The 19,381-nt window shown below is 74.0% G+C and carries 13 protein-coding genes; all 13 read right to left on the bottom strand.

Annotation, left to right across the window (positions count from 1 at the left end):
• Entirely contained in the window at positions 1 to 954 is a 954-nt protein-coding gene (locus ACQCO7_RS35785) for a protein kinase family protein (protein ID WP_464075699.1), read from the bottom strand.
• On the bottom strand, positions 951 to 3,215 hold the full coding sequence (locus ACQCO7_RS35780) for a hypothetical protein (protein WP_464075698.1): 2,265 nt from the start codon (positions 3,213 to 3,215) through the stop codon (positions 951 to 953). The genes ACQCO7_RS35785 and ACQCO7_RS35780 overlap by 4 nt, the downstream gene beginning before the upstream one ends.
• Positions 3,212 to 6,589 (bottom strand): tubulin-like doman-containing protein, encoded by a 3,378-nt coding sequence (locus ACQCO7_RS35775; RefSeq protein ID WP_464075697.1) that lies wholly within the window; start codon positions 6,587 to 6,589, stop codon positions 3,212 to 3,214. The genes ACQCO7_RS35780 and ACQCO7_RS35775 overlap by 4 nt, the downstream gene beginning before the upstream one ends.
• 22 nt (positions 6,590 to 6,611) lie before the next feature.
• Positions 6,612 to 8,783, bottom strand: a complete 2,172-nt coding sequence (locus ACQCO7_RS35770; RefSeq protein ID WP_464075696.1) for a vWA domain-containing protein — start codon at positions 8,781 to 8,783, stop codon at positions 6,612 to 6,614.
• 219 nt (positions 8,784 to 9,002) lie between these two features.
• Complete coding sequence (locus ACQCO7_RS35765) at positions 9,003 to 10,076, bottom strand: hypothetical protein (RefSeq protein WP_464075695.1); 1,074 nt, start codon at positions 10,074 to 10,076, stop codon at positions 9,003 to 9,005.
• Positions 10,073 to 13,183 (bottom strand): AAA domain-containing protein, encoded by a 3,111-nt coding sequence (locus tag ACQCO7_RS35760; protein WP_464075694.1) that lies wholly within the window; start codon positions 13,181 to 13,183, stop codon positions 10,073 to 10,075. The genes ACQCO7_RS35765 and ACQCO7_RS35760 overlap by 4 nt, the downstream gene beginning before the upstream one ends.
• Positions 13,177 to 14,769 carry a phosphorylase family protein gene (locus tag ACQCO7_RS35755; RefSeq protein WP_464075693.1) on the bottom strand — a complete coding sequence of 531 codons (1,593 nt, stop codon included), beginning with the start codon at positions 14,767 to 14,769 and terminating at the stop codon, positions 13,177 to 13,179. Before ACQCO7_RS35755 ends, ACQCO7_RS35760 begins: the two co-directional genes overlap by 7 nt.
• Positions 14,770 to 14,917: 148 nt before the next feature.
• Positions 14,918 to 16,165, bottom strand: a complete 1,248-nt coding sequence (locus ACQCO7_RS35750) for a cytochrome P450 (RefSeq protein ID WP_464075692.1) — start codon at positions 16,163 to 16,165, stop codon at positions 14,918 to 14,920.
• Between the two features lie 22 nt (positions 16,166 to 16,187).
• A complete protein-coding gene (locus tag ACQCO7_RS35745) occupies positions 16,188 to 16,964 on the bottom strand; it encodes a thioesterase II family protein (RefSeq protein WP_464075691.1) in 777 nt (258 codons plus the stop codon).
• Between the two features lie 17 nt (positions 16,965 to 16,981).
• Complete coding sequence (locus ACQCO7_RS35740) at positions 16,982 to 17,170, bottom strand: hypothetical protein (protein WP_464075690.1); 189 nt, start codon at positions 17,168 to 17,170, stop codon at positions 16,982 to 16,984.
• A 13-nt stretch (positions 17,171 to 17,183) separates the two neighbouring features.
• The gene (locus ACQCO7_RS35735) at positions 17,184 to 17,933 is read right to left on the bottom strand and encodes an SRPBCC family protein (protein WP_464075689.1); all 750 of its coding nucleotides are present in this window, start codon (positions 17,931 to 17,933) and stop codon (positions 17,184 to 17,186) included.
• A gap of 8 nt (positions 17,934 to 17,941) precedes the next feature.
• Positions 17,942 to 19,165 carry a cytochrome P450 family protein gene (locus ACQCO7_RS35730; protein ID WP_464075688.1) on the bottom strand — a complete coding sequence of 408 codons (1,224 nt, stop codon included), beginning with the start codon at positions 19,163 to 19,165 and terminating at the stop codon, positions 17,942 to 17,944.
• A 1-nt stretch (position 19,166) separates the two neighbouring features.
• Positions 19,167 to 19,379 (bottom strand): MbtH family protein, encoded by a 213-nt coding sequence (locus ACQCO7_RS35725; protein ID WP_464075687.1) that lies wholly within the window; start codon positions 19,377 to 19,379, stop codon positions 19,167 to 19,169.
• Positions 19,380 to 19,381: the final 2 nt, after the last annotated feature.

The following is a 19,381-nucleotide window of genomic DNA, read 5'->3' as shown; positions in this document are numbered from 1 at the left end:
TCAGTAGGCCCTCCCGCCGAACCAGGTGCGGCGCCGGGCGGGCCCGGGCTCGGCGGGGACGGGGGGCCGGTCGGGGACGACGCCGGCGGCCCTGCGTTTGCGTTCCATCGCGCGGTCGTACTCCTGCCGGTGGGGTTCGAGGGGGTCGGGGCGGGCCTCGGCGAGCGCGGCCGGGTCGGGGCCCGGCATCAACCGGGCCAGGACCAGGGCGGGTTCGGGGCGGGCGTCGGCCGACGGGGCGAAGGCGTCGCCGAGTTCGAGGGAGCGGTAGGAGGCGAGGTCGGCGGGCGGCCCGTCCGGGTCGCCGGGGTGCCCGGCGGCGAGCTGGTAGACGATCTGCGCGGCGCTCCACAGGGCGTCGCGGGCGTCGCCGCGGCCGACTCCCCGGCGCTGCTCGGGAGATGCGTACGGCGGGGTCCCGGCGGGCAGCCGGGGTGCGCCGAGCGGGGCGGCGGAGGCGAGGTCCCAGAGCTGGACGTGTTTGCCGTCCCAGCGCACGGCCGCCGGGACGAGCCCCGTGTGGACGAGTCCGACGCTCTCCAGGAGCCGTACGGCGAGCACCAGGTCCCGTTCCACGGTGCGCTGTTCGGTGGTGGAGATGCCGTAGGAGAGGCGGGCGGCGGGTTCGCCGCGCGGGGTCTCGTAGAGGAGGAACGGCTCGTCGGCGTCCATGTCGTGGCCGACGAGCGCCGGGAACAGGCTGCGGTAGGGGGTGGTGCCGAAGGCGCGCTGCACGGTGAGCGCGGCGCGGGCCTCGGCTTCGAGGCGGGCGGGTCCGGTCTCGGGGTCGGCGGCGGTGAGCCGGACGACGGGGCGGTCGGCGAGGCGTGCGTCGCGGGCGGTGAGCGGCGGCGGGACGGTGCGGCGGCGGGGTTCGCCGACGGTCACGGGCTCGGTGCGGCGGACGCCCTGCGGGGTGAGGAAGGACAGGCGGCCCTTGGGTGTGTCGTTCACCAGGTGTCCTCGGTGTCGGCGGGGTCGGCGGTGCGGCGGACGGTGTGGATGACGCCGTGGCGCAGGGGGGTGAGGCGCAGGGTGCCGCTGTAGCGGCCGGGGAAGAGGACGGGCTGGTCGGCGGCCCAGGCGGGGCGGCGCGCGGTGTACGGGGCGAACCGGATGCGGCGGGCCTGGCCGGGGTCCTTGCTGAGCAGCGCGGACTGCTGCGGCGTGACCAGCTCGACGAGGTCCGTATCTTCATCGGGGTCGCGGGCGGCGACCCCCAACAGCGCCTCGGTGTCGGGGCGTTCGCGGTCGGGCCGGTGCGGGGAGGGGGCGACGACGCCGTGCCGGTCGAGGTGCCGCCGGGCCGCGTCGAACAGAGCGCGTACGTCACCGCGCGTCCGGGACGCGCTCCAGCTGAGGGTGGTGCGCACGGCCGCGTCGAGGTCGTCGCGCAGGGTCGCGACCAGCGCCGGCCCGCCCTCGCCGGCCTCGCGGCCCAGCCAGCGGGGTACGTCGGCACCGGTGGCCGTCGGCGGGTCGAGCAGCTCCGGCGGGACGAGCCTGAGGCCCTCCCCCAGGCTGTCGTACGCCCCTTGCCGGGGCCGGGGGACGCCCGCGCACTCCTGGGCGGTGTCGGCGGCGGCGCGCAGGACCCCGGCGGCGGCGCGGGCCAGGTCGGCGAGGTCGCGGCGGTGCCCGGCGGCCCACCAGCGGCGGGCGGCGCCCTGGGCGAGGAGGGCGTCGAGGTCGGTGAGGATGCGGCCGGTGCCGTCGGCGCCGGAGGTCCGCCACCAGGCGTCGGCGGCGGCCCGCCGGCCGAGCCGGGCCAGCAGGAGGGCGGCGAGGAGTCCGCAGGCCAGGGCGGGTACGGGGGTCCAGGCGGGCAGGTCGAGCGCGCGGCCCACGAGGACGCCGGCCGCGACGCCGGGGACGAAGGCGGCGGTCGCGAGGAGCCCGGCCCTGAGGTTGCGCAGGCCCGCCCAGACCGCGGCCAGCACGACCGGCGCGCCCAGCGGTACGAGCCCGGACGCGGCGCCCGCGAGGAGGGCGAGTGGGAGGCTGGGGCGGACGGGGTACGGCTGGTGCGGGGTGATCCCGGAGATGCGGTCGGGCGGGCAGCGGCGGTCCATGTCCGAGACGGCTTCCGTGTTCGCGGCGGGGACGATCTCCTCGCCGAGGGCGACGAGTTGCGCGGCCACCGCGCGCAACGGGGTTCCCCGGTCGAGGAGTTGCTCGGTCGCGACGCGCAGGGTCCGGGCGAGGTCCTCCCGCGTGAGCGCGCTCGGCGCGACCGTCACGTCCGCCGTCGGCGGGTCCTCGAACCTCAACACCTCGGCGATCAGGGCGCGGTGGCGTTCCAGGGCCTCCACCGCGTCGGCCAGTGCGTCGGGGGCGGCGCCGGTGCGGCGGGCGCGGGCGAGCGCGGCGAGGGTGTCGGCGCAGCGTCTCCGGGAGCGGTCTAGGCGGCCTCCCGGGGTGGCGCGGACGTCCGCGCCGGTTCCGGAGAGCAGGTCGCCCAGGTCCAGCACCCCTTCCGGCAGCGGCTGTTCGGTGTCGCCCGCGAGGCGCAGCAGGGCGTCCGTCCAGGCCCGGTCGCGGGCCGCCGGGGACAGGTCGTGCTCCAGGAAGCGGACGGCGGGGACGGCGGCGGAGTCGGTGAGGGCGGCGAGCCGGTCGAGGACGTCGTCGAAGAGGCCGCACAGGACGTCGACGAGGACGGAGAGGGCGCGGGGGTCGTCGGGGGTGACGTCGGGGTCGCCCGCCGTGCGGGCCGCGCGGAGGTCGCCGGCCCACAGGAGGCCGCAGCCCTCGCCCCGGAGGGCGGCGGGGCGGGTGAGGCGGGGGCCGTGGTGAGTGGGGCGGGCGGGGTCGGGGGCGCCGGGGTTCCAGGGGTCGGCGGGCGCGTACGCCGGTGCCGTGGAGGAGCCCGGGGAAGCGCCCCACCCGTCGCCCGGCCCGGGGTCCCACGGCCCCGCGAGCGGGTCCCACGCATCGGCGGTGGGCGCGGGCGGCTCCGGCGGCGGTGTCAGCTCCCCGACGGCCAGGGCGAGTACGGAGGTCCGCTTGCCGTAGGCGATGACGCGCTCGTACACGCTGTGCCGCAGCCCGAGCCCGGCGGGCGTGTCGACGACGAGGAACCGGTAGTGGCCGTCGGCGGGTTCGGGCCGGCCCGCCTCGCGCAGCCGTTCGGCGACGGCGGACCGCAGCCCGGCCGCGTTCGTGAGGCCGCTCGCGCCCTGCCTGAGGTCGAGGACGATGACCGGGCTCGTCATTCGACGTCCTTCCACGGGTCGCCGGCCTCGCCCGCGCCGGGGCGCCTGACCGGCTCCTGTTCGCGGGCCTCGGCCCACGCGGGGGCCGGGGCGTCGGGTTCCTCGCCGGGCCAGCCGTCGGACCCGGCGGCGGCACCGGCGAAGGGCGGCAGGGGCCGTTCGCGCGGGGGTTCCCCGGCGTCGGGGCGGTCGTCCCAGGGGAACGCGCCCCGGACGCGCGGCTCCTGACGGTCCGTCACCTCGATGACGTCGATCTCGCGCAGCGCGTGCCGCAGCGAGCGCAGGGTCGGCGCGACGGCGTTCTTGTCGGCGAACGGGATGTCGAGGGCGGCGGGCAGCAGGTCGGTCCAGAACTCCAGGAGGGAGTCGGCCCATTCGCCCGGGGTGTGCACGGAGCGCGCCAACCGGTCGCGAATCAGGGCGATCTGACGGGGCGCCAGTTCCTCGACGACGTACGCGTACAGCGGGTGGGGCTCCTCGCCGAGGTTGTTCGCGCTGCGTTCCATGAGGGCCTGGCAGTACGTCTCGACGACGGCGTCCTCGGTGAGGAGGGCGATCTGTTCGTAGGCGTGCAGGAGCCTCGCCCAGCCGGAGACGCCGTGCCGGGCCCGGTCGCCGAGGCGCAGTTCGATGCCGGGGACGTCGGTGGTGACGTCGTCGGGGAGGCTGCTGTGCAGGCGGACCAGGACCTTCACGGGCTCGTGGTCGGTGCCCTCGACGACCTCGACCTGCCCCTTCCACAGCGCGCACAGCAGCCGGTGCAGGATCTCGCGGCGGTCCTCGGCGGTCGCCGCGAGCCACTCCCCGCCGCGTCCGAGGCGCTGGCGCCAGTCGAGGTAGTCGGCCGCGACCTCCGTCTCACGTGCCTTCGCCCAGCGCTTCAGCACCTTGCGGACCTCGGGGACTTCGGTGAGGCTCATCTCGCGGCGGAACAGGACGACGGTGATCGAGTCGGTGTCCACACCGTTGAACTCGGTGCTCCCGCGCGGCAGCGAGAGGTGCTTGCGGAGGTAGTCCTCGACGGTGTCCTTCGCCGAGGAACGCGGGTAGACGACAAGGACCTTGAGCGGTCCGCCGCCCTCGGGGACGAAGCCGTGCGGGATCAGCCCGGCGATCTTGAACCGGAACTGGTCGAGCGCGGCCTTCCCGACGGACTCGGCGGCGGCCCCGGCCCCGGCCGCCGCCTCCAGCAGCATGGCCATGGAGGGCAGTAGCGGCTTCTCGTCGTGCAACGTGCCGCTCTGCGCGAAGAGTTGCTTGATCCGCTGCTCGATCGCCGCCTTGACGGGCGCGACGGCCGCGTCCGGGTTGCGGCGGGCGGTCGTGCGCGCGGCCTGCCACGCGTCGGCGTCGACGAGCGCGTGCACGAGCGCCGCCTCGTCGTCGCTGTCCCTCAAGTTCTCGCGTTTCGTGAGGCGTTCACGCAGGTCGTCGTAGAAATCGGTGAGGTTGTTCTGCGGCGGCAGCAGGTAGGAGACGCCGGTGCGGTCGTCGTACAGCTCCAGGACCTGCGCCTTGTAGGCGCGCGGCTCCTCCTCGCGGTGTTTGTGGAACGCCTCGACGAGGGCGGCGATCTCGGCGGTGAGGGCGGCGGCCTTGGGGCGCCAGCGCTGCTCCTCCGCCCGCCACGCCTCGTGCCAGATGGCCTTGGTGCGCGCCGCGTACCAGGTGTTCTGCTCGGCCTCGGTCCGCGCCCTCAGCTCGTCGTGCCGGGTGCGGGCGAGGCGGGCGGCGAGGCCGTCCTTGAACTTCGGTACGGGCGGCGGGAGAAGGGCCCGGTGCTCGCCGCCGCCGGGTTCGCGGCCCCGGCCCTCCAGCATCCCGAGGACACCTTGCCGGGTGACCGGGTCGGGGTCGCCGGGGACGCCCTTGACGACGCGTTCGACCTGGAAGGGGTCCATGGTGCGCAGGGCGCGCTCCAGCGCCGTCTGCGGCGAGAACTGCTCCGCGAGCACCGGCACGCGGCGCGCCACCCGGCGCCGTAGATCCTCCAGCGTCGCCTGCATCTCGCGCAGCCGGGTCGTCAGGGACTCCTCGATGCCGGCGCCGCCGCGCTGCGCGGGGCGGGCCTCGGGCGGCGGGAGGGGGTCGCGGTTCCACAGCTCCTCCAGGCCGGCGTCCGCGAACATGCGGCGCACCGTCCCGGCGTACTCGTGGCTGTGCTGCGCGGAGGCGTCCGCGAGCCGGGACACGCCGTGCGCGAGCAGACGCGCCGAGACGAGGTCGGCGAGGGGCTCCAGGGGGACGGTCATCGAGGCGACGAGGCTCGTGGAGACGCCCCGGTGACCGATGCCCGACTTGGCGCGGATACGCCGTTTGGCATCGGAGTTGATGAAGCTGGACGCGAACGTCTGGTGCTCGTCGTCCCGCCCCGGCGCGTCGCCCAGCTCGGCGCCGATCAGCGACATGATGAGCGACACCATCGACCGGCGCAGGTCGTCCGGGCGGATCCCGGCGGTGCGGCTGAAGAGGAACGCCGTCGGCATGACCCCGGCGTCCAGGCGTACGACGCGGTCGTGCGGGTAGCGGATCGCGGTCCCGGAGGCGTGGTCGACGTCGCCGATCACGTCGTCCGCGACAGGCACGTTCTGCTCGTCGACCAGCCGGAACAGGTCCACCACCGCGCGTGCCGCGTTGAGTTCGGCGTCCCGGCCGCCGCCCTTGGCGAGGGGGAACGCGGACGGCATCACGACCAGCGGGTAGATGCGGGCGCCGCTGAAGTTCTTCTCCTTGAACGCCTGCCCGATGAAGTGCAGGTAGTCCAGGAAGATCCCGGTGCCGGTGCCGCCGGCGACGGAGAACGCCACGAACACGTCGCACCCGGAGATCGGTCCGCCGCCGAGGCGGCTCAACTCGCCGCCGGAGCGCCCGATGATGTCGATGGCCTGCTGCAACGGGCCCATCACCGGCGTCAGATCGTCCCGCAGGAGCGTCCCGAACAGGGCGGCGCGCCCGACCGTGGGGAGCTGGCCCGCGCCGTTGCGCAGCGGGGTGATCCTCGGCTCGGTGGCCTGTGGGGGCAGCCAGTCGCGGGTCTCGCGCGGGATCGCGGCGCGCAGTTCGCGCGTCACGCTCGGCGAACTGTCGTAGCCGGGAAGGAGATCGTGGGTGGCGCGGGCGGTGCGCGCGTACGCCGCCTGGAGCGCGGGTTCCACGCTCAGGTGCGGGAGCCGGGCGAGTTCGGCCTCGCTGTAGTCGGCGTACACGAACTGGAGGCATTCGGGCAGCTGGTAGCGCTGGTTGATGCCGCGCGAGGCGAGCGCGGTGCCGTCCGGGCCGCACAGGGCGGCGCGCAGCCGGCGTTCCAGTTCGGCGCCGACGAGCCCGCCGGTGCCGCCCAGGCCGACGTAGAGCATCGGTTGGTTGATCTTCATGGGGTGCCTTCCCGCTGGCGGTTCACAGGTCGGGGTGGCCGACCTCGGAGGCGTACGGCGACCAGGTGTCCGGGGGCGGCGAGGGGGCGCCGTCGACGACCTTCAGCACCAGGTCGGCGCCCGCGCCCACGCCCTCGCCGGGCCCTACGGTCACCGGTTCCTCGGCGCCGCGCCGCAGTTGGACGCCGCCCTCGGGGGTGCGGCGCATGGCCCACTCGCCCTGCGCTGAGCGCCGTACGCGGGGGCTGTCGCCGTCGTCCTCGACGTCGAACCGGTACCAGCTCGCGCGGCCGTCCAGCACCGGGTGGGTCGCCAGCTCGCGGCCCCAGGGGTCCTCCAGGACGAGCGTCCCGCGCGGGCGTGCGGCCCGCCTGCTGGTGTAGAGGCGCAGGGCGAACCAGGCGGCGGCGAGCAGCAGGAGCAGTGCCGCGCCCGCGACGATCCACTTGAGCGGGTTCGCCTTCTTGCTGACCGAGACCGTGTCGAGGAGCTGGTCGTCGAGGACGACGCCGGTGTCGTCGGTGACGACGATCTTGCCGCCGAGGGCGGTGGGGTCGGTGCGGACGCGGAAGCCGAGGTGGTCGCCGACGGTCAGCTTCACCGTCGTGCGGTGGGCCTCGGCGCCGGGTCCGACCGTCACGTGGCGTGGGGTGAGGGTGAGTCCGGTGGCCTTCGTGTCGGCGAAGGCGAGGGTCAGGGTGTGGGGTTTCGTGTCCGTGTTGGTGACGGTGAGCTGCGCCTCGTGCGTGTCCCCGGGGCGCAGCTCGGCGCCGCCGAGCGCGAGGGCCGCCTCCAGGGCCCGGCCGGCGGTGAAGATCGCGGCGGGCTGACTGCGTACGTCGGGCTGGAGGCCGACGGCGGACACGGTGGACGTGAACATGAGGGCACCGGACGCCTGGCGGGGGACGGTGACGGTGCCGGCGAACCTGCCGTGGCCGTCCCCGGCCAGCGCGAACGGCACCGGCCTGTCGATGCCCTTGCCGGTGAGGGCGCCGGTGACCGTGATGCCGCGCAGGTCGCGCGGGTCCGGGACGGACTCCTCGCGGGTCAGGATCGGCACCCGCATCTCGACCTTCGCGCCGGGCGCGGGCGCGTACTCGCTGAGCGAGATCGTGGAGCGCACCGCGCCGTGCCACAGGACGCTGACGCTGGCCGCCTTGTCCCGGTGCCCCTCGGGCGCGTCCAGCGCGACCCGCCATCCCCCGGGCAGCGGGCGGGTGATGCGCAGGGACTCGGTGGCGGTGCCCTGGCCGGTGAACGCGTACGTCGAGTCCGCGTCCCGCGTGTCCGGGTCGACGCGCCTGCCTCTCGGGTCGTAGTACGTGACGGTGACGGCCGGGTCGCCCTTCTCGACGACGATCGTGCCCTCGGTCGCGAGCGGCGAGATCCGTACGGCGAGTTCGCCCGGCGGGCGCTTCGAGCCGCCCTCGTCGCGGTAGTAGCAGCGGGCTGTCGCGAAGGCGTCCTGGAGAGCGCCGCTGATGCGCTGCGGGCCGTCGGCCATGTGGGGGCGGGGGCGGGCGTCCTTCAGGTTCGCGCAGCCCGCCCGGTAGCCGGCGTCGGCCATCTCCTTGAGCGCGTTCTCGTCGGCCTTGCCGAAGCCGAGCGGCCAGATCTGCACCCGTGCGGCGGCGGCCCCGGCGAGCGCGTCGGCGAGGTCCTTCTCCGCCGCCTCCTGGGCCGTGACGGCGTCCAGGTTCCGGTACTTGAGGCTGTCCTTCACCTCCAGGACGCCGTCCGTCATCAGGAACAGGACGCGCGGGTCGGTGTCCGGCGCGGTCCGCAGGTCGGCGACGGCCTGCCGGATCACCTCGATGAAGTCCGTGCCCGCGCCCTCGTTCTGCTCGCGTCGGCGCAACTGCCGGGCGCAGTCGGCCGTCTTGGCCCGCGCCAGCGCGTCCAGGGCGCGGGCCGGGCACACCTTGTCGACGGCGGTCTGGCCCTCCTTCTCGGCGCTCGCGAAGCCCAGGACCTCCAGCGTGGAGCGGTTCGACGGCTCGCTGACGGCGATCGCGCCGACCGCCTCACGCTCCCGGTCGACGTCGGTGGGGTCCAGGCTGGCGGACTGGTCGACGGCTACGACGTAGTGGACGGGGCGGTCGGCTGCCGGGGCGGGTGCGGCCTGTGCGGGTGCGGCTGCTGCGGGTATGGCCAGGGCGGCCGTGACGGCGCACAGTACCCGTGAAATGGTCAATCTCGGTGCTCCCCTGAAATCGCGTCTGGAATCGCGTACGCATCGCGTCGCCTCAGGAGGCACCCCTCTCCCCAGGGGCACCTCCGTGTGGACGTTCACGCTATTCCCGCCGGACAGCCGACGTGTCTGATTTCCATAAGAGCGTGGCGAATTAGTTGCGGGGAGTTCGATGCGAAATCGATCAGCGGTTGACCGTGTTCTTTTTTGGATTTCCGGTGACTATTTCTGACCGGGTTGGACGTCCAGGAGCGCGGCGAACCGGAATTCCTGTAGGCGCAGCGTCTCGGTGTCGCGCGGGCGGGCCGCCGCGAACGCGTCCATGCGGCGGCGCAGTTCGCGGCGGCGGGCCCGGGGGTCCTCGCACCAGAGCTGGAAGAAGCCGCCGGAGCGCAGGACGACGACCGAGCCGAGCGAGGGGAGGTCGGGGTGGTCGGTCCAGGTGTCCTCGTGGAGGCGTACGCGGTGCGGGCCCCCGGGGTCGCGGTAGGGGCGGTGGTCGGCGAGGCTGCGGCGGCTCAGCCAGCGGCCCGCCTCCTCCTCGAACCTCTGGCGCGCGTCGCGGCCCGCCACCGCGAGGGCGCTGACGCAGCCGGGTGCGCCGTCCAGGGCGCGGCTCAGCACCGGGTCGGGTTCGCCCCGGTGGGGGCGGGTGCAGACCAGGTGGCGGCCGTCGGCGGTGCGGACGACGTGGGCGAGGAGGTACTCGACGTCCCAGGCCAGGGCCTTGGGGTCGGCGACGCCGGGTTCCGCGAGGGCCTCGGCGGCCTCCGGGCGGAAGGGGTCGGGGGCGAGGAGGGCGGGGGGTGAGGTCCAGGTGTCCAGGGGGGACGGGCCTGCCGGGCCCCGTTCGGCGTAGCTCTCGGGTAGGGGGGTGCCGGTCCAGGCGTCGAAGTACACGATGCGGCGGTCGCCGAGCTTCACCGTGTACATCTCGCCCGCCTCCAGGGAGCGTTCACCGAGGGGGGTGAGCGCCAACTCGCCCTGGTGGTCGGTGAGGTGGCCGACGGCTGTGAGGTAGGCGAGGGCCTGGCGGGTCAGTGCCGGGTCCAGGGCGAGGAACGAGGCGAGTCCCTCGGGAGTGGTGACCCCGGCTTCGGCTACGGCCCGGATCAGGTAGCGGTCGATCAGCTGGTACGGCTCGGCGGTCGTCACCTTCGCCTCGACCTCCACCCGCCACACCGGCAGCAGGAGGTGGTGGACCGTCTCGGGGGCGGCCCTCAGGTGGAACGCCGCGTGCTCGACGGCGCGGGCGGGCGGGAAGCCGAGGGGGTTGTTGCGCTGGCGGGGGATCATGCGGTGCGGGCTCCGAGGCGTGCTTCGAGGTCGCGGGACGGCAGCAGCTCGCCGACGTCCGCCGTGTGTTCGCGCAGGGCGCGGGCCAGGTCCCGGAAGCCCTCGTCGGTGGCCCGGGTGAGGGTGTCGAAGTCGCCCACGAGGATCAGGCGGCGCCGGGCCCGGGTGAACGCGACGTTGGCGCGCCGGAGTTCGTCCAGGAAGCCGACCGCTCCGCTCGGGTTGGAGCGGGTGAAGCCGTACAGGATCACGTCCCGTTCGCCGCCCTGGAAGGAGTCGACGGTCGCGATGTCGCCCGTGCCGGGCGGGAGGTCCTTCAACAGGTTGCGGATCAGGGCGGCTTGGGCCCGGTAGGGGACGATGACCGCCCACTCCTCGTCGTCGGCCGTGCAGCGGCGGGCCAGGGCGGCGAGGAGGCCGGCTTCGGCGCGGTTGACGCGGGAGCGGGGGTCGCCGCTTTCGGCGCGGTCCGCCGGGGGGAGGTCGCAGGTGTCGATGAGGGCCAGGGGGGTGCGGAAGAGGGGGCGGGGGGTGGGCCAGTCGGGGATTTCGAGGGGGGTGGTGAGGGGGTGGCGGGGGCCGGCGGCGTTGCGGGGAGCGGCAGGGCGGCCTGTGCTGTCGGGGCGGCGGAGGTTGTCCGGGTGGTGGGTGCCGGTGGGGTCGGCGGGGCGGCCCGGGGTGCCGGGGTTGCCCGCGCCGCCTGTGCGGTCAGGGCGTCCGGGGTTCCTGCGGGTGTTGCCGGGGTCCGGTGCCTCCGGTGTGAGCAGCTGGCCGTCGTAGAACGCCTTCGAGCAGAAGTCGGCGATCTCGCGGGGCATGCGGCGTTGGGTGCGCAGGTGGGCGACGGCCGTGTCCGGGAGGTGGTCCTGAAGGAGTTCGAGGATGCTGCGTACGGTCAACTCGGCGGCGCCCTGGCCGTGTTCGGCGTGGACCCGGGAGACCGTCTCGTCGTCCGCGTACGGCGGGAGCTGGCGGTGGTCGCCGACCAGGACCGCGCGCGGGGCGCGCACCAGGGGGACGAGCGCGTCGGCCGTGGTGATCTGCCCGGCCTCGTCCACGACGACGAGGTCGAACTCGACGCCGGTCAGCAGCGCCGGTCCGGCGCTGCCGCTGCTGGTGGCGCCCACGACATGGGCGTACCGGACGAGTTCGGCGTGCAGTTGGCCGTTCGCCGCGCGGACGTCGTCCCGCCACTGCGCGAGGACCGTGCGGCGGGCCGCGAGGAGGGGGTGCGCGGTGCGGGTCCAGCGGGCGAACTCGTACAGATCCTCCGGCGCGTCGCCCACGGGTGCGAGCAGCGCGCGGCACGGGGCCTCGGCGTACTCCGCCTCCTTGCGCCACCGGGTCACCTCCCGCGCGGCCCGCTCCACGTTCTGGCGCTGCTCGTGCACGGCGGGGTGGTCGCGGGTCGCCTCGTCGAGCGCGTCCTCGGCACTGCGGCGCTCGCGCGCGGCCTGCTCGATCGCCTCGTCGTAGACGGTCAATGCCTTTTCGGCGCGGGCGAGTTGGCGCCCGCGCCACCAGCCGGGGCGCTGGTCGGCGAGGTCGGTGAGCTTTGCGAGCCGGTCCGCCGTGCGGGTCCTGCGGTCCAGGGTGCGGCTCAGGCGTACGGCGACGCGGTCCAGCCGCAGTTGCGCCGGGCCCGCGACGCTGCGGCGGGCCTCGTCCAGTGCCGCCCTCGCGTCCCGCTCCCGCCCCAGCGCCGTCTCCAGGGCGCCGACGGCCTCGCACAGCGCCTTCGGCCAGTGGTCGGCGCCGGGGCCGCCCGAGGTGTGCGCGGAGAGGCGGGCGCCGACGCGGTCCAGGATGCCCTGGCGGAGGTCCGTCGCGCGGTGGTCGAGGAGGAGGTGGCGGGCGGCGGGGTCGACGCGGTGCTCGGGGCCGACCCTGAGGGTGACGAGGTCGGTGGGGAGGCGGGTGAGGACGTTGTCGACGGCGGTGTTGCTGTGGGCGGTGAGGAGGACGCGGTTGCCGGATCTGGCTGATGCGCGGGCCAGTTCGGTGATGACGGTGGTTTTGCCGGTGCCGGGTGGGCCGATGATCGCGGTGAGGTCTTGGGTGGCGAGGGCGGTGTGAAGGGCGGCTTGCTGCCATTGATCGAGGGCGGGGGCGGTGGAGGAGGGGGCGGTTGTCGCGGGGCGCCTGTCTTCGCGGGAGGGCGAAGTGTCGTGCTGTGTACGGGGGTTGCGCTGGCCCCGCAGGGTTCTGCGCGGTTCCCTGTCCGGGCCCGGACAGGGTGCGCGGGTGCCCGCGAGGATCGGGAGGAGGTGGGGGTTGCGGGTGTGGCCGTCGCGCAGCGCGGTGAGGGCGTCGGTGCGGCGGGCGTGGACCGTGGTGTTCTCCACGCGCTGCAACTCGCCCTGTTTCGGGAGGTGTTGCCAGTCGACCGGCCGGTCCAGGGCCAGGGTGAGGCGGGCGCCTCGCTGATCGACCGACAACACCTGGCCGCGCAGGGCGGGTTCGCCGCCGATCCTGAGTACCTCGTCCTCGGCGGGGAAGCGGCGGCCGTGCAGGACGAACGTGTACGTCGCGCGGTGGGCCGTCGGGAGGACGTCCCGGTACGTGAACGGCCGTGCCGCCGCCGCTCGTTCACGTTGCAGCTCGTGTTCCGTGTCGACGGCCTTCGTGAGGAGGTCGAGGTGGCGGGCCTCGCGTCCGTCGGGGGCCGTGTGGCCCTTCGTCGCGATCTCCTTGCGGAGGAGGTCCCATTCGGCGGTGAGGTGGTCCCAGTGGGTGTCCGCGTGGGCCGGGGGCGTGTCGCGGACCGTCCATGCGGTGGGGCGCAGGAGGAGACAGCCCCGGGCCAGGCGGTGGTGGTCGTCGAAGCGGAGGGGGGTGACCGTGCGGACCTGGTAGCCGCGGGCGTCCGGCGCGGGGACGAGGAGGGCGAGCCAGCCCCTGCCGTACAGGGCGAGGGCCTGTTGGCGTCTGCCGGGTGGGGGGAAGGTGGCGGGGGTGGTGTCCCTCGCGGCGAGGTCGGCCTCCAGCTCCTCGATGGCGCCGGGGAGATGGGGATGGTCGCGGCGGAGGCGGGCGAGGATGCCGTCGAGGGAGCGGGAAGGGGCGAGGACCAGGGGGGTGGGGAGGTCCAGGGTGCGGGTCAGCATGGGGTGCGGTTCTCGGATCGGCGTAGGTGGGCGGCGAGTTCGGGGGCGGTGGGGCGGGCGGCGGGGTCGGGAGCGAGGGCGGCACGGAGGAGGTCGTCCAGGTGGGCGGGGGCGTCCGGCAGGTAGGTCCGCAGGGGGAGGACGCGGGGTGGGGTCGGGGGTGTGCCGGTGAGCAGGCGGTAGGTGAGGGCGGCGAGTTGGTACACGTCGGTGGGCGGGCCGATGAGGTCGGGGCGGTAGGTGGCGTACTCCTGCTCGGGGGCTCGGTAGCCGGCGTGGCCCTCGCCGGGGCGGGGGTGGCGGAAGGCGGCGCCGAGGTCACGCAGGCGCGGCTTTCCCCCCGTCCGCAGGAGGACCGTCTCCGGGGCCAGACAGCGGTGGGTCACACCCTGCTTGTGGAGGACGCCGAGCGTTTCGGCCAAGTAGCCGCAGGCCAGGAAGACCCGTCCCTGTGCGCTGCCGGGCACCGGCTCCGTGGCGTAGGACTCCGCAGCGGTCGGCGCCGGCCCCCTCGACCGGCCCGGCCAGGGCAGAGCCAACACGGCGGTGCCACCCAGCGCCTCATGGACTCCGCGTTCCGGGAACGCCCCGTACAGCCTTCGCGTGAGGAACTCGTTCTCCAACCGCAGTGCTTCCCGCCCGTCCCCCGGTCCGTCGACCCGCCGCAGCCAGACATGTCGCCCCGGCCGGCCGAGCCACAGCGCCCTCCCCCAGAACTCCCCGTCCCGCTCGCCGAGTTGATGGCCCTCCAGCAGGAACTCCGTGCGTGCGACGCGCACGGAGGCCCCCGACCGCCACCCGCGCGGAGCCGCTGCCCGCCGCGCGACCACCTCGGGCACGGCCATCTCGTTCTCGTCGCACTCCAGCTCCCTGATCACCGCCACCGCGAACGCCGCCGCGTTCCGGGCCCCCGACTCTGTTCCCTCGCGCGTCCGGTCACCGATCCCCCGTACGGTCACCGCAGGCCACCCCCGATGCATGTGCGCGGCCTGCGACACCCCCGCGCTCTCCATCTCGACGGCCACGGCGTCCTCGTAGTACCGGCGCAACTGCCTGAAGTACGCGGAGTTCTCCCCCTCGTGGACGACCTCCCCGGCGGCGACCGGCTTGAAGTGGACGGGCGGTGCGGCGGGGTCCCGGCGCCAGCGGCGGTGCGCGGCGGTCGCCGACTGCCGTACCTCGTGGGCGAGTTGCCAGGACTCGGGCCGGGCGTGGAAGCCGTCGTCGGTGACTTTGGCGCCGTGGACCCCGTACACCTTGGTCGCGACCACCACGTCCCCGACGGCCACGCTCTCCTTCAGGCTCCCGGCGGTGCCGACGAACATCACCAGCCGGGGCCGGAACCTTTTCACCGCGTGGGTCGCGACCACCGCCGCTCCCCCGTTCCCCGTACCGATCTCCGCGAGAGCGACCCGCCAGGGTGTTCCGTCGATCCAGCCGAGCCGGTACACGGTGCCGATGTCGTCGCGGGCGGCACTCTCCGGGTCCCCCGCCAACAGCCGTTCCACCGCGTCGAATTCGACGTCCGACGCGGTGAGAACGATGACCGTGAGGCCGCCGTTCCCCTTTTCCCGCGTATCGCGCACGCGTACCTCCCCTCGCTCCGACCGGTTGACGGCACGGCCACTTTAGCGACGGGAATACGGGGACCAGGGAGGAATTCAGCAATCCCCGAGGCGTGCCGGAATTCGCACAACTGAGCCGTTTTTCGAACTCAGTTGATATCGCCTCCCGTCAGACCAGCACCCGCAGCTCCGGAAGCCTCGGCGCGGTCCCCGGAATGACGTCCCGCTTCAGGCTCTCCGCCCCACCCGCCAGCCGGAGTTGGGGAAACCGTTCGAGCAGCACCCCCAGCGCGACCTCGCAGTGCACCCGGGAGAGCCCGGCGCCGACGCAGTAGTGGATGCCCTGCCCGAACCCGAGGTGTTCCTCGGCGCCGGCGCGGGTGACGTCGAGCCGGTCGCCGTCCGGGTAGCGCCGGGGATCACGGTTCGCGGAGACGAGGACGAACTGCACGCAGTCCCCCTTCCGCACCCGCACCCCGTGCAGCTCGACGTCCTCGGCGGCGAGCCGCATCCGGACGACGATGTCGGGCCCGCACCAGCGCACGAACTCCTCGACCGCGCGCGGCATGAGCGTCAAGTCGTCGCGCAGGACCCGGAGTTGACCGGGGTGGGTGAGGAGTGCGGCGAGGCTGTTGATGAGGAGCTGGGCGGTGTTGTCGTAGCCGGCCATGACGACGTTCATGACCATGGCGACGGCCTCGACCTCGTCCAGCCCGCACGCGAGGCCGCTGAGGAGGTCGTCGCCGGGGGCCGGGCGGCGTTCGTCGAGCAGCCGGGTGATCGTCTCGATCAGCGCCGGCGAGGACGCGCTGAGCCGTTCGGGGTCCATGGCGAGGATGTCGTCACCCCAGCGCCGGAAGACGGCCCGGTCGGCCTCGGGTACGCCGACGAGTTCGCAGACGGCGGTGACGGCGGACGGGAAGGCGAGGCCCTCCACCAACTCCAGTGTCCCGTCGGCCGAGTTGGCGAGCGCCTCGGTCAGCAGGTCGTGCGTGATCTCGGCGATGCGCGGGCGCAGTGCCTGCATACGGCGGGCGGTGAAGGTGCGGGCGACGGCCCCGCGCAGCCGCGTGTGGGCGGGCGGGTCGGCGTCGAGGGCGGAGACGAGGAAGTACTTCCGCATCTCCTCGGGCAGGTTGAGCATGTCGACGAGGACGCGGCGCGGGTCCTCGCCGGTGTGGCCGTCGACCTTTTCGGGGGTGTGCACGAAGCGTGTGTGGGCGCGCAGCCCGTCGCGGACGTCGTCGTAGCGGGTGACGAGCCACACGGGCTGCGTCTCGGTCAACCAGCCGCGTACGACGGGGCCTTGCTCGCGGATCGCGCCGAAGCCGGCGGCCGGGTCGGCGAGGAAGCCGGGGTCGAGGAGAAGAGGTTCGTTCGAGGGGCGGCGGGTCGGGGTGTCCGTCAGGTCGGTCACGTGGTGCTCCAGAGCGGGGAGTTCAGTGCAGGCGGACGGCGATGTCCTGGACGAGTTCCGCCTGGTGGGGGACGAGGAAGAAGTGGTCGCCGGGGAAGGTGCGCAAGTCGTAGTCGGTGGTGGTGAGTTCGGACCAGGCGTGGACGTCGGCGAGGGGGCAGTGGGTGTCGTCGAGGCCGGTGTAGGCGGTCACGGGGGTGCGCAGGGGGATCGCGCGGGGTGGGCGGTAGGTCTCGATCAGGCGGTAGTCGGCGCGCAGGGCGGGCAGGAGGAGTTCGCGCAGCTCCGGGATGTCGTACACCTCGGCCTGGAAGTCGCCGAGTCCGCGCACGGTCGCGATCAGTCCCGCCTCGTCGTCCGGGTCCACCCCGGCGGGGCGGGCGCGGTGCGGGGCGGCCCGGCCGGACGCGTACAGCCGCTCGGGGCGTACGCCGCGCCGCTCCAGCCTGAGGGCGACCTCGTAGGCGATCGCGGAGCCCATGCTGTGGCCGAACAGCGAGACGGGGAGGTCCAGTTGGCCGGCCAGGGCCTCGGTGACGGCGTCCGCCATCGCGGTCATGTCCGCGATGCACGGCTCCATGAGCCGGTCCTGGCGGCCGGGGTAGCGGACGGCGAGCACCTCGACGTCGGCCGGGAGGTGGGCGCTCCAGCCGTGGAAGAACTGGGCGGTGCCGCCCGCGTGCGGGAAGCAGACCAGGCGCCGGCGGGGCGGGCGGGCGGTGCGGTGGACGCGGAACCAGCGGTCGGCGGTGTGCTGTGGGGGCGGGGCGAGGTGCCGGGTGGGGGCGAGGTGGGGCATGGGGTGGTGCCTAACTGCTAGCGGAACATGCCGAACTGACGTGACGTCAGCAGCGAGAGGAAGTAGGGGAGTTTGTCGACGGCCCGCTTCGGGACCTGGACGGACTGCACGGTGTCGTGGGTCCGGTCGGTGACGACGAGGGTGAAGACGCCGTCCTGCTCGATGAGTTCGGCGGAGTAGACGAGGGTCGGGGTCGGGGTCTGCACGGATGCGCTCCTTTCAGGGGGCCGTTTCGGTGAGCCACGTGTCCCACGTGGCGTCGTCGGTGTCCGGTACCGGCGTGAACAGGTGATGGCCGACCCACAACGGCCAGCCCCAGCGGGCCCCGTTGTAGAAGCGGTACAGGCCGTCGGGGCCGCGCAGGCCGAGGAAGTCCGCGTCGCGGTAGTCGACTTGGACCTCGACCGGGCCGCCGGGCAGCAGGGCCCGGACGACGTCTCCCGCCGCGGCTTCCGGGGACAGGCCGAGCCTCTCCCGTACCGCGTCGAAGGCGTCCGGCAACCGCGGCGGTCCGGGCCGGGAGGCCTTCACGTACGTGGCGGGGCGCCCGTCGAAGTGCCGCAGGTACTCCGCGAGGCTGTGCTGGTAGAAGTCGACGTGCCGCTCGGCCGCGTCGGCGCGCGTGTCCCAGCCGTCGTCGGGGGTGCCGGTGTGCACCCAGTGGATGCCCATCCGCAGCAGGGAGCCGTCCGCGTGCGGCTCGACGCGGTAGCTGAGGGTGTTGGTGAAGCCGTCCAAGTCGGGTGTGCGGCAGGCGAATTCGTGCGGCGGGTCCCAGGCGACGACCGTGGAGGAGCCGCGCGAGACGGCGCCGCCGAGGCGGGGTTCGACGTCCATGGGGTACAGCCAGCCGACGTTGCCCTCGGTGGTGGCGACGGCGCGGAAGACGCGGTCCGGCGTGCGGGGCAGGACCTGTTCGCGGTTCACCTTCAACTCGCGGGTGGGGGTGAGTTCCTGAGTTTCGGTCACCTCGGTGGTCACTTCCTTGCGTTGTGGGTGACGGGCAGCGCGGTGAGGCGGCGTTGCAGCGGGTTGGGGCGCCAGTCCAGCTCGTCCGGGCCGGCCGCGAGGCGCAGGCCGGGGCAGCGGGCGAGGAGCGTGGAGACGGCGATCTCGGTCTCCAGGCGGGCCAGCGGGGCGCCCAGGCAGAAGTGCGGTCCGTGGCCGAAGCCGAGGTGCCGGGGGTGGGTGCGGGTCAGGTCGAGGCGGTCGGGGTCGTCGTACCGTCCGGGGTCGCGGCCCGCCGAGGCGAGCAGCAGGTAGACCAGGTCACCGGGGGGCAAGGTACGGCCGCCCAGGTCGAGTTGCTCGGCGACCACCCGCACGATGGCCTGGCTCGGGGTGTCGTACCGGACGAACTCCTCCACCGCCTGGCGGATCGACTCCGGTTCGGCGCGCAGGTGTTCGAGCTGGTCGGGATGGCGCAGCAGGGCGAGGAGGCCGTTGCCGATGAGGTTGGTTGTGGTCTCGTCGCCCGCCGTGATCAGCATGAAGCAGGTGGAGAGGACCTCGTGGTCGGTGAGCCGGTCGTCCTGCGCCTGTGCGGTGACCAGCGCGCTGATCAGGTCGTCGCCCGGGTCGGCGCGGCGCTCGCGGGCGAGGCCGGTCAGGTACGTCTCGAAGGCGTCGACGACCTTCTCGGCCTTCTCGATGTCCTCGTGGATCCGGCCCAGACCCCGGAACCACTCCTTGACCTGTGCCCGGTCCGTCTCGGGGATGCCGAACAGCTCGCAGACCACGGCGTGCGGGAGGGGCGAGGCGACGGCGGCGAGCGCGTCGAACGTGGAGCTGTCGGCCTCGTCGATCAGCCGGTCCACGACCCCCTGGATCCTGGGCCGCAGCTCCTCCACCCGTCGTGCGGTGAACGCCTTGTTGACGAGTTTCCTGAGCCGCGCGTGGTCCGGCGGGTCGGTGTTGCTCATGACGCGTCCGAGCCGCGCGACCAGTCGGCTCAGCTGCCGCATCCGCCCGTCCTGCGCGACGAGCGCGCCGGTCATCCGGTCCTTGTCGTTGGACAACCTGAGGTCGCCCAGGGCCTGTTCGATGTCGTCGTACCGGAAGACGTACCAGATCCCTTGCTCCGTACGGTGGATGGGGTCGCTGTCCCGCATCCGGGCGTAGGAGGGGTACGGGTCCCGGCGGAAGGCGTCGCTCGCCATCGCCGCCGGGTAGTCGAGGGTGCCGGTGGGGGTCGCCGTCATCTCAGGCGTCCATGGCTTCCACGAGGCTCTTGGGCCGCATGTCGGTCCAGTTCCGCTCGACGTACTCCAGGCACGCCTGGCGGGTGTCCTCGGGGTGCGCGACGGTCCAGCCGTCCGGCACCTCGGCGAACGCCGGCCACAGCGAGTGCTGGCCCTCGTCGTTGGTGAGCACCAGGTAGCGGGCGTCGTCGTCCTCGAAGGGGTTGGTCGACATGG

The sequence above is a fragment of the Streptomyces saintjeani genome (assembly GCF_055409605.1).
The sequence above is the reverse complement of the archived record's forward strand: the minus strand, read 5'-3'. Positions and strand labels throughout refer to the sequence as shown.

Coding starts and splice junctions, on each gene's coding strand:
- ACQCO7_RS35760 (WP_464075694.1), bottom strand. CDS start 13,183: ATGCTGACCCGCACCCTGGACCTCCCCACCCCCCTGGTCCTCGCCCCT.
- ACQCO7_RS35730 (WP_464075688.1), bottom strand. CDS start 19,165: ATGACGGCGACCCCCACCGGCACCCTCGACTACCCGGCGGCGATGGCG.
- ACQCO7_RS35745 (WP_464075691.1), bottom strand. CDS start 16,964: ATGCCCCACCTCGCCCCCACCCGGCACCTCGCCCCGCCCCCACAGCAC.
- ACQCO7_RS35725 (WP_464075687.1), bottom strand. CDS start 19,379: ATGTCGACCAACCCCTTCGAGGACGACGACGCCCGCTACCTGGTGCTC.
- ACQCO7_RS35775 (WP_464075697.1), bottom strand. CDS start 6,589: ATGAAGATCAACCAACCGATGCTCTACGTCGGCCTGGGCGGCACCGGC.
- ACQCO7_RS35765 (WP_464075695.1), bottom strand. CDS start 10,076: ATGATCCCCCGCCAGCGCAACAACCCCCTCGGCTTCCCGCCCGCCCGC.
- ACQCO7_RS35780 (WP_464075698.1), bottom strand. CDS start 3,215: ATGACGAGCCCGGTCATCGTCCTCGACCTCAGGCAGGGCGCGAGCGGC.